Annotated in this window: 10 protein-coding genes; 5 read left to right on the top strand and 5 right to left on the bottom strand. The window is 75.4% G+C overall.

Annotated elements, in window-relative coordinates; translation table 11 throughout:
• From GV155_RS20095 to GV155_RS20085, 3 genes are all read left to right on the top strand, one after another.
• A partial coding sequence (locus GV155_RS20095) for a 2Fe-2S iron-sulfur cluster-binding protein (protein ID WP_328820833.1) occupies nucleotides 1–557 on the top strand: 557 nt, incomplete at its 5' end.
• Nucleotides 554–1,570: an FAD binding domain-containing protein gene (locus GV155_RS20090; protein WP_160012059.1), complete on the top strand. Its 1,017-nt coding sequence runs from the start codon at nucleotides 554–556 to the stop codon at nucleotides 1,568–1,570. The genes GV155_RS20095 and GV155_RS20090, both read left to right, overlap by 4 nt.
• Nucleotides 1,567–3,696 (top strand): xanthine dehydrogenase family protein molybdopterin-binding subunit, encoded by a 2,130-nt coding sequence (locus GV155_RS20085; protein WP_160012057.1) that lies wholly within the window; start codon nucleotides 1,567–1,569, stop codon nucleotides 3,694–3,696. Before GV155_RS20090 ends, GV155_RS20085 begins: the two co-directional genes overlap by 4 nt.
• Nucleotides 3,697–3,807: 111 nt before the next feature.
• Here GV155_RS20085 and GV155_RS20080 read toward each other — a convergent pair whose 3' ends face one another.
• The 3 genes from GV155_RS20080 to GV155_RS20070 all read right to left on the bottom strand — a co-directional run bounded on the left by GV155_RS20080 (nucleotide 3,808) and on the right by GV155_RS20070 (nucleotide 6,869).
• On the bottom strand, nucleotides 3,808–5,124 hold the full coding sequence (locus GV155_RS20080; RefSeq protein WP_160012055.1) for an arsenic transporter: 1,317 nt from the start codon (nucleotides 5,122–5,124) through the stop codon (nucleotides 3,808–3,810).
• An 81-nt stretch (nucleotides 5,125–5,205) separates the two neighbouring features.
• Nucleotides 5,206–5,553: an ArsR/SmtB family transcription factor gene (locus GV155_RS20075; RefSeq protein ID WP_236554540.1), complete on the bottom strand. Its 348-nt coding sequence runs from the start codon at nucleotides 5,551–5,553 to the stop codon at nucleotides 5,206–5,208.
• A gap of 14 nt (nucleotides 5,554–5,567) precedes the next feature.
• On the bottom strand, nucleotides 5,568–6,869 hold the full coding sequence (locus GV155_RS20070) for an FAD-dependent oxidoreductase (protein WP_160012053.1): 1,302 nt from the start codon (nucleotides 6,867–6,869) through the stop codon (nucleotides 5,568–5,570).
• A 113-nt stretch (nucleotides 6,870–6,982) separates the two neighbouring features.
• Between GV155_RS20070 and GV155_RS20065 the strand changes: the two genes are divergently transcribed.
• Nucleotides 6,983–7,831 (top strand): helix-turn-helix domain-containing GNAT family N-acetyltransferase, encoded by an 849-nt coding sequence (locus tag GV155_RS20065; RefSeq protein WP_160012051.1) that lies wholly within the window; start codon nucleotides 6,983–6,985, stop codon nucleotides 7,829–7,831.
• Nucleotides 7,828–8,994 (top strand): ArsO family NAD(P)H-dependent flavin-containing monooxygenase, encoded by a 1,167-nt coding sequence (locus tag GV155_RS20060; protein WP_160012049.1) that lies wholly within the window; start codon nucleotides 7,828–7,830, stop codon nucleotides 8,992–8,994. The genes GV155_RS20065 and GV155_RS20060 overlap by 4 nt, the downstream gene beginning before the upstream one ends.
• On the opposite strand, the gene GV155_RS20055 is transcribed toward GV155_RS20060, so the two are convergent.
• Nucleotides 8,969–9,304, bottom strand: coding sequence for a YnfA family protein (locus tag GV155_RS20055; protein WP_160012047.1), 336 nt, complete (start codon nucleotides 9,302–9,304; stop codon nucleotides 8,969–8,971). The two genes, GV155_RS20060 and GV155_RS20055, sit on opposite strands and share 26 nt — an antisense overlap.
• The coding region (locus tag GV155_RS20050) for an arsenate-mycothiol transferase ArsC (protein WP_328820832.1) at nucleotides 9,301–9,770 on the bottom strand (470 nt) is incomplete at its 5' end. The genes GV155_RS20050 and GV155_RS20055, both read right to left, overlap by 4 nt.

The raw sequence follows: 9,770 nt of genomic DNA, 5'->3' as shown, positions 1-9,770 counted from the left end.
CCTCTGCCCCCACCTCTGCCCCACCCGGGAAGGACCCCATGGACACCACCGTCCGTCTCACCGTCGACGGCACCGAGCACGACGTCGTCGTCGACACCCGCACGACGCTTCTCGACGCGCTCCGCGAGCGTGTCGGCGCCACCGCCCCCAAGAAGGGCTGCGACCACGGGCAGTGCGGGTCCTGCACCGTGCTGCTCGACGGCCGCCGTCACCTGACCTGCCTGGCGCTCGCCGTGGCCCACGACGGCGCCGAGGTGGTCACCGCCGACGGCCTCGCCGACGGTGACGACCTCCACCCCGTGCAGCAGGCCTTCCTCGACCACGAGGGCCTCCAGTGCGGCTACTGCACCCCGGGCCAGGTGTGCTCGGTGGTCGGGATGCTGCAGGAGGCCCGGGACGGCGAGGCCAGCCACGTCACCGCGGACCTCGAGTCCGAGCCCGCCCTCAGCGACGACGAGATCCGCGAGCGGATGAGCGGCAACCTGTGCCGCTGCGGCGCCTACGCCGGCATCCTCGCCGCGACCCGCCAGGCCGCGGGGCAGGGGGCGACGGCATGAAGGAGCTGACCTACGTCCGCGCGACCGACGCCGCGGAGGCGGTCGCCGCGGTGAGCGGCGACGAGCACGCCACCTTCCTCGGCGGCGGCACCAACCTCGTCGACCACCTCAAGCTCGGCATCACCACCCCGACCACCCTGGTCGACGTGAGCCGGCTGGCCACCGACGAGATCGACCCGGTCGACGGCCCCTCCGGACCCGTGCTGCGCATCGGCGCCGGGGTCCGCAACTCCGACCTCGCCGCACACCCCCTGCTGCGCAGCCGCTGGCCCGCGGTCGTCCGCGCCCTGCTCGCCGGCGCCTCGGGCCAGATCCGGCACCAGGCCACGACCGGCGGCAACCTGCTGCAGCGCACCCGCTGCGTCTACTTCCAGGACGTCACCACGCCCTGCAACAAGCGGGAGCCCGGCAGCGGCTGCTCGGCCCTCGAGGGCTACGGGCGCTACAACTCCCTGCTCGGCGCCAGCGACGACTGCGTCGCGGTGCACCCCAGCGACCTCGCGGTCGCCCTCGTGGCGGTCGACGCCGTCGTGGTCGTCCTCGGACCCGACGGGGAACGGCGCGTGCCGGTCGCCGACCTGCACCGCCTCCCCGGCTCCCACCCCGAGCAGGACACCGTGCTCGCGCACGGCGAGCTGGTGACGGCCGTCGAGCTGCCGATGACCGAGCTCACCCGGCGTTCCACCTACGTCAAGACCCGCGACCGCGCCTCGTACGCCTTCGCGCTCGTCTCGGTCGCCGTGGCCGTCGACCTCGCGGAGGACGGCACGCTGACCGACCTCCGGATCGCCTGGGGCGGGGCCGCCCACAAGCCGTGGCGCGCCGAGGCCGCCGAGGCCGTGCTCCGCGGGCAGGTGCCGACCGAGGACCTGGTCCGTCAGGCGGTCGACGCGGAGCTGCGCGACGCGCGACCCGGTCCCGACAACGCCTACAAGGTGGCGATGCTGCGCGGCGCGACCGCGCTGGCCCTGCGCGACGTCACCGCCCCTCTCGCCGAAGGAGCCTCCGCATGACCACGCTGCGAGCCGAGCCGCTCACCGCCCGTTCCATGGGCACCCACCACGACCGCGTCGACGGCCCCGAGAAGGTCACCGGCCGCGCGCCGTACGCCGCCGAGCACGCCGACCCCGCCAGTCCGCCGGTCGCGGCGTGGATGGTCACCTCCACCGTCGCCCGCGGCCGGGTGCTGCGGGTCGACGCCTCGGCCGCGGTCGAGCACCCGGGCGTGCTGCGGGTCCTCGACCACGAGAGCGCGCCGCGCCTGGCCGACACCGAGGACGAGGAGCTCGCGGTGCTCCAGGACGACCGGGTCCGCTTCCGCGGGCAGGTCGTCGCCCTCGTCCTGGCCGACACCGCCGAGGCCGCCCGCGAGGGTGCCCGCCTGGTCCGGGTGCACTACGCGGAGGAGCCGCACGAGGCGGCGTACGACGCGAGCACCGCGACCTACTCCCCCGAGGGCGTCAACGCCGGCCACGAGACCGACTGGGCCGACGGCGACCTCGAGGCCGCGCGCGGCACCACCGGGGCGGTCGTCGTCGAGGGTGACTACTCCACCCCGCACGAGTTCAACTCCCCGATGGAGCCGCACGCCGCGGTGGTCAGCTGGGACGGCACCACGCTCACGATGTGGGACTCCACGCAGGCGGTGCACGCGGTCGCCCGGACGCTGGCCCCGATGCTGGGGCTCGACCCCGCGCAGGTGCGGGTCGCGGCGCCGTACGTCGGTGGCGGCTTCGGCTCGAAGGGGCTGCCGCACGCACCCGAGATGGTCGCGGCGCTCGCCGCGCTCGCCGTCGGCACCGACGACCCGGGGCGCCGGGTCCGCCTGGTCACCACCCGGCAGCAGATGTTCGCGCTGGCCGGCTACCGCACGGCCACGCGCTCGGCCGTACGCCTGGTGGCCGAGCCCGACGGGACCCTGCTATCGGTCGAGCACGACGCCACCTCGCAGACCTCGCGCTTCAAGGAGTTCGCGGAGCAGACGGCCACGGCGGCCCGGATGATGTACGCCGCGCCGGCCCGGCGCACGACCCACCGGGTCGCCGGGCTCGACGTGAACGTGCCCTCCTGGATGCGCGCGCCGGGCGAGATGCCCGGCATGTTCGCCCTCGAGGTCGCGATGGACGAGCTCGCCGTGGCCACCGGGGTCGACCCGGTGACGCTGCGCGAGCGCAACGAGCCGGCGACCGACCCCGAGACCGGCAAGCCGTGGAACGAGCGCCGCCTGGTCGAGTGCCTGGTCCGCGGGGCGGAGCGCTTCGGGTGGGCCGACCGACCGACGGCCCCGCGCGCCACCCGTGACGGCGACTGGTGGGTCGGCACGGGCGTCGCCGCGGCGACCTACCCCACCCTCTACATGCCCGGCAACGAGGCCCGGATCGAGACCCTCGACGACGGCCGGTACGCGGTCTCGATCGGCGCGGTCGACATCGGGACCGGCGCCCGTACGGTCCTCAAGCAGATCTCGGCCGACGCCCTCGGTGTCGACCCGGCCGCGGTGGAGGTGCACGTCGGCGACACCGACCTGCCCTTCGCGACCGTGGCCGGCGGGTCCGCGGGCACGGCGTCGTGGGGCACCGCGATCGCCGCGGCCGTCCAGCAGCACCGCGCCGACCACGGGGCGCACCCGGAGGTCGGCACGCACACCACGGCGGGCGCCGAGCCGTACCCCGACATGGAGGGGCACAGCCTGCACTCCTTCGGGGCCACCTTCGCCGAGGTGAGGGTGCACGCCTGGACTGGTGAGCTGCGCGTGTCGAGGATGGTCGGCGTCTACTCCGTGGGTCGGGTGATCAACCCGACCACGTCGCGCTCGCAGCTGCTGGGCGGGATGGTGATGGGCATCTCCGGCGCCCTGCACGAGGACGGCCACCGCGACCCGCGCTTCGGCCACGTCGTGACGCAGGACCTGGCGACGTACCACGTGGCGGCGCACGCCGACATCGGCGACCTGCAGGTCGAGTGGCTGGACGAGGTCGACGAGCTGGCGACCCCGATGGGCGGGCGCGGGATCGGCGAGATCGGCATCGTCGGCACGGCCGCCTCGGTGGCCAACGCCGCCTGGCACGCCACCGGCGTGCGCGTGCGCGACCTGCCGCTGACCGCGGACGCGTTCCTGGACCTGCCCCCGCTGAGCTGAGGGCCGGGACTTGTCGGGCGACTTTCGAACATGTCGGCCTTTGCAAAGGCCGACATGTTCGGAAGTCCCCGGCCGACCGGGGACTTCGCGGTCCCCGGGCGCCGTCGTGCGTCAGACGCCGACGACGGTGAGCCACCCGGCCAGGGCGACCAGCGTGACCGCCAGGACCGGCAGGGTCAGCACGATCCCCACCCGGAAGTACTGGCCCCAGCCGATGTGGATGCCGCGCCGCTCGAGCACGTGCAGCCACAGCAGCGTGGCCAGGCTCCCGATCGGGGTGATCTTCGGACCGAGGTCCGAGCCGATCACGGTCGCGTAGACCATCGCCTCGTGGGTCAGCCCGGTCGCCCCGGTGGCGCCGACGGCGAGCGCGGCGATGAGCACGGTCGGCATGTTGTTCATCAGCGAGGCCAGCACCGCCACGACCACACCGACCCCGAGCGCGGTGACCAGCACCCCGTGGTCGCCGAAGGCGCTGAACACCCCGGCCAGCTCGTCGGTGACGCCCTGGTTGCGCAGGCCGTAGACCACCAGGTACATCCCGATGCTGAACAGCACGATCTGCCAGGGCGCCTCGCGGAGGATGCGGACGACGTCGATCCGCTCGTCGGCCGCGCCCGGCGCCCGGCGCCGGGCGGCGACCGCCATCAGGACCAGGGCGCCGGCGCCGGCGACCACCGAGAGCGGCAGGTCCAGCGGGTCCGCCACGAAGTAGCCGACCAGCAGCAGGGCGAGCACCGCCCACCCGGCGCGGAAGGTCGTCCGGTCGCGCACCGCGGTGGCCGGCACGGCCAGCAGCGAGGTGTCGTACGTGGCCGGGATGGCCTTGCGGAAGAACAGCAGCAGCACGCCGAGGCTGGCCGCGACCGACACCAGGCCGACCGGGACCATCACCACGGCGTACCGGGCGAAGCCGATGTCGAAGTAGTCCGCGACCACGATGTTGACCAGGTTCGACACCACCAGCGGCAGGCTCCCGGCGTCGGCGATGAACCCGCAGGCGATGACGAAGGCCAGCGAGGCGCGCGCGGGGAAGTCCAGCGCGACCAGCATCGAGGCCACGATCGGGGTGAGGATCAGCGCGGCGCCGTCGTTGGCGAAGACCGCGGCGATGGCCGCCCCGAGCAGCACGATCAGGACGAACAGCAGCCGGCCGTTGCCACGCCCCCAGCGGGCGACGTGCAGGGCGGCCCACTCGAAGAAGCCGGCGGCGTCGAGGATCAGGGAGACCACGACGATGGCCACGAAGGCCAGCGTGGCGTTCCACACGATGCCCCACACGGTGGGGACGTCGGAGAACGAGACCACGGTGGTGGCCAGGGCGACGGCGGCGCCGCCGAGGGCGCTCCACCCGATGCCGAGGCCGCGTGGCTGCCAGATGACCAGGGTCAGGGTGGCGGCGAAGATCAGGACGGCGACGACGAGCACGGTGGTTCCTGCCGGCAGACGGACGGGGGTCGGTCCGCACGCTATATCGACAGGTGTCGATATGACGGGCCGGGGTGGCCGCTAGCGGGCTCCGAGCAGGTGGGCGACCAGCCGCGCGGTCTCCTCGGCGCGGTCGTCGCGCACCGAGAACCACGCCCAGGCGCCCCGCCGCTCGCGGGCGAGCAGCCCGGCGTCGGTGAGCACCTTGAGGTGGTGGGAGATGGTGGGCTGGCTCAGGCCGAGGGGCTCGGTCAGGTCGCAGACGCACGCGGCGTGGTCCGGGGAGGTGCGGATCATCTCCAGCAGCTGGATCCTGGTGGGGTCGCCGAGCGCCTTGATCAGCTGGGCCAGCCGCTCGGCCTCGTCCCGCGCCATGACCTCGCCGGCGGCGCTCGACGAGGGGGCGCAGCTGTCGGCGGCGGTGTCCACGACGACATCCTGCCTCAGCCGACCCCGCAGCAGGCCCCCGCCGGCGCCCCGTCGAAGGCCGGGGCCGCTCCGCAGACGCCGGTCTCGGGCAGCACCAGCTCCACCCGGGCGGCGGACTCGTGGTCCCCGGCGATCTCGGCGACCACCGAGCGGACCTGCTCGGACCCGGTCAGCGCGAGGAACGACGGGGCGCGCCCGTAGGACTTCATCCCGACCAGGTAGAGCCCTTCCTCGGGCTGGCGGAGCAGGTCCGCGCCGTGCGGGCTGACGGTGCCGCAGGAGTGGTGGGCCGGGTGGATCTCGGGGGCCAGGCCTGCCGGCGCGGAGAGCTCGCCGTCGAGGTCGAGGTGCACCTCGCGCAGCCAGGAGTGGTCGGGACGGAACCCGGTCACGGCGACGACCTCGTCGACCTGCTCGACCCGACGCCCGTCGTGACCGACCAGCACCAGCGAGCCGTCGTCGGCGGCCTCGAGCCGCGCGGTCCGGAACCCGGTCACGGTCGTGACGGCCGCGGCCTCGGCCGCCCGTCGGGCGTTGCCGCCGAGCGCGCCGCGCGCCGCGAGCTCGTCGAGCTCGGCCGCACCCAGTGCCTTGGCGGTGTCGCCGCGACGCACCACCCAGGTGACGCGGGTCCCCGGGACCTCGTCGGCGAGGGCGGTCAGGGCCACGAGGGCGTTCTGGGCCGACGCGCCGGCCCCGGCCACCACGGTGTGCCGGCCGGCGTGACGGGCGCGCCGGGCGGGGTCGGCGAGGTCGGGGACGCCGCGCAGCACCCGCTCGTGGTGGTCCTGCTCCCCCGGCGCCGGGTAGCCGTCGGCGCCGAGCGGCCCCGGACCGCCCCAGGTGCCGCTGGCGTCGACGACCGCGGCAGCCTCGAGGACCTCGTGACCCGACGGGCCCTGCACGTGCACGGCGAACGGCACGTCCGACCGCCCGGTCGCGACCATCCTGTCCCGCCCGGACCGGGCCAGGCCGACCACGCGGCGCCCGGGGCGCACGTCCGCACCGGCCCGCTCCAGGACGACTGCCAACGGACGGAGGTAGGCCGAGACCCAGTCGTGACCGAATGGGAGGCCCGCGGGGTCGGGGGCGTCCCAGCCCGCGGCGTCGAGGAGCCGGGCCGCGGCCGGGTCGACCAGCTCCGACCACGGCGAGAAGAGCCGGACGTGGCCCCACTCGGACACGGCGGCACCGACCGCGTCCCCGGCCTCGAGGACGACGACCGGCAGCCCGCGCTCGACCGCGTGGGCCGCGGCGGCCAGCCCGATCGGGCCCGCGCCGACGACGACGAGCGGAGCGGCGGGGGTGGGGACCATGGGCTCTCCTGGGGACCGACGGCGTGCCGATCGATCGATCGACATCGATACAACGACGCTAGCCGGGCGTCACCGACCCGTCAATCGATCCAGGTCGATGTAGACTCCCGGTCGTGACCAGCACGCAGGCCCCGCCCCCTGCCGCCGCGCTGGCGGGCGACACCGCCACGACGTACGCCGCCTGGTTCGCCACGCTGGCCGACCCGACGCGGGTGCGCCTGCTGAACGCGGTGGCCACCGCGGCGTCCGGGTCCGCCCGGGTCGGTGACCTCGCCCGCGAGCTCGGGATCAGCCAGTCGACCTGCTCCCACCACGTGCGCCACCTGGCCGACGCCGGGTTCGTCGCCGTGGACAAGGTGGGCACGAGCAGCGTGGTCAGCGTGAACGCGGCCTGCTGCACCGGCCTGCCGCACGCGGCCGACGCCGTCATGGGCACGCTCTCGACCCCACCCTGCTGCCCCGCCGACCTGCCGGCCGACGTCACCACCCGCGCGATGACCGACGCCGACCTCGCCCGGGTGAGGGCGATCTACGCCGAGGGCGTCGCCACCCGCCAGGCCACCTTTGAGACCGAGGTCCCTGCGGCGACCGTGCTGCGCGACCGGTGGCTGCCCGACCACCGCTGGGTGGCCGAGGCCGGAGGCCAGGTGGTCGGCTTCACGGCCGTCTCCCCCACCTCGACCCGGGCCTGCTACGCCGGGGTCGGCGAGGGCGCGGTCTACGTCGCCGCCACGGCCCGCGGCCGGGGCGTCGGCAAGGCCCTGCTTCACCGCCAGATCACCGAGGCCGACGCGCGGGGGCTGTGGACCCTCCAGGCCTCGGTCTTCCCCGAGAACCGGGCCAGCCTGGCCCTGCACCGCGCGGCCGGCTACCGGACGCTCGCGGTCCGCTCCCGGATCGCCCGGCTCGACGGCGAGTGGCGCGACACGGTGCTGCTCGAGCGCCGGCGCGACGACGCGTGAACGCACCGACCCCGGGGCGGGAGCAGACGCCGGAGGGACGCACGGTCGACGTCTGCATCGTCGGTGGTGGGCAGTCCGGGCTCGCGGCGGCCTACCACCTGGGCCGCGTCTCGGCCCGCCGCGAGCGCGAGGGCCTTCCTGCGCTGCGCACCGTCGTGCTCGACGCGCCCCACCGCCCCGGCGGGGCGTGGCCGGACGGCTGGCCCAGCCTGGAGCTCTTCTCCCCCGCCGCCTTCAGCTCGCTGCCGGGCTGGCCGATGCCGGCGTGGAGCGGTGACGGCAACCCGTCGGCGGCCCACGTGGCCGCCTACCTCGCGGCCTACGAGGAGCGGTACGCCCTCCCGGTGCACCGACCGGTCCGGGTCACCGACGTCGCCGACGCGGACCACGGCGGGCTGCTCCGGGTCAGCACCGACCGCGGCGACTGGTGGGCACGAGCGCTCATCAGCGCGACCGGCACCTGGGACCGGCCGTTCTGGCCGGCCGTCCCGGGGGCCGAGGTCTTCGGCGGCCGCCAGCTCCACACCCACGACTACCGCGGTCCCGAGCAGCTGGCCGGTCAACGGGTGCTCGTGGTCGGCGGCGGCAACTCGGCGGCCCAGCTCGCGGCCGACCTGCAGCCCCACGTGGCCGCGCTGCACTGGGTGGCGCTCCGGCCGCCGCGCTACCTGCCCGACGACGTCGACGGCCGGGTGCTCTTCGAGACCGCCACCCAGGCCGTGCGGGACCGGGCGGCCGGACGACCGGTGCGCGACGTGGCCTCCCTCGGCGACGTGGTCGCCACGCCCGCCGTACGCCGGGCCCGCGACGAGCGCGGCCTCGTCGCCGGGCCGATGGTCGATCGGCTGACACCGACCGGCGCACGGTGGGCCGACGGGCACCAGGTCGACCTCGACGCGGTGGTGTGGGCGACCGGCTTCCGGCCGGCGCTGGGCCACCTGCGCGGGCTCGGCCTGGCCACCGAGCGCGGCCGCCCGCGCACCGTCGCGCCGGACGGCTCGCCGCACCCGGTCCGCTCCGCCTCCGACCCCCGGGTCTGGCTGGTCGGGTACGGCGACTGGACCGGCGCCGCGTCGGCCACGCTGGTCGGCGTCGGCCGACCGGCCCGTGACGCCGCGTTCGCGATCGGTGACGCGCTCAGGCCGACCGCGGCGCGTACATGATCACGGCCACGCCGACCAGGCACAGCAGCGCGCCGCCCACGTCGTAGCGGTCCGGGCGGAAGCCGTCGACGACCGTGCCCCATGCCAGCGAGCCCGCGACGAAGACCCCGCCGTACGCCGCCAGGATCCGGCCGAAGCTGGCCTCCGGCTGCAGCGTGGCGACGAACCCGTAGAGCCCGAGCGCGACGACGCCGGCACCGATCCAGAGCCAGCCGCGGTGCTCCCGCACGCCCTGCCAGACCAGCCAGGCACCACCGATCTCGGCCAGCGCGGCACAGGCGAAGAGCAGCAGGGAGCGGGTGACGGTCACGTCCCGGAGAGTACCGAGGGCGGGAGCTCGTGGTCGGGGACCAGCTCGACGAGCAGGTCACGGACGCGCGCGTCCAGGTCGCCGATGATGGTGCGGACGGTCGCGTCGTCCTGCCCGCCCGGGTCGGCCACCGGCCAGTCGCGGTAGCGCACCCCGGGGACGTACGGGCACTCCTCGCCGCAGCCCAGGGTGATCGCGAGGTCACTGGCGGCGACGGTGTCTCGGGTGAGCAGCGTCGGCTCCTCGGCCGAGACGTCCAGGCCGAGCGAGGTCAGGGCGCGGGCCACCTCGGGGTGCACGTGCTCCCCGGGCTGGGTGCCGGCCGAGAGCGCGCGGACGCGGCCGCCGGCGTAGTGCTCGGCGAGGACCCGGCTGATGACCGAGCGGCCGCCGTTGCGGACGCAGGCGAAGACGACCTGGGGCACGGCGGCGTCGTGGGGGGCGGGGGTGGTGGTCATCGCAGGGG

It is taken from the genome of Nocardioides sp. AX2bis, from assembly GCF_902506435.1.
Taxonomy (GTDB): domain Bacteria; phylum Actinomycetota; class Actinomycetes; order Propionibacteriales; family Nocardioidaceae; genus Nocardioides.
This window is presented reverse-complemented; position numbering and strand designations above follow the sequence as displayed.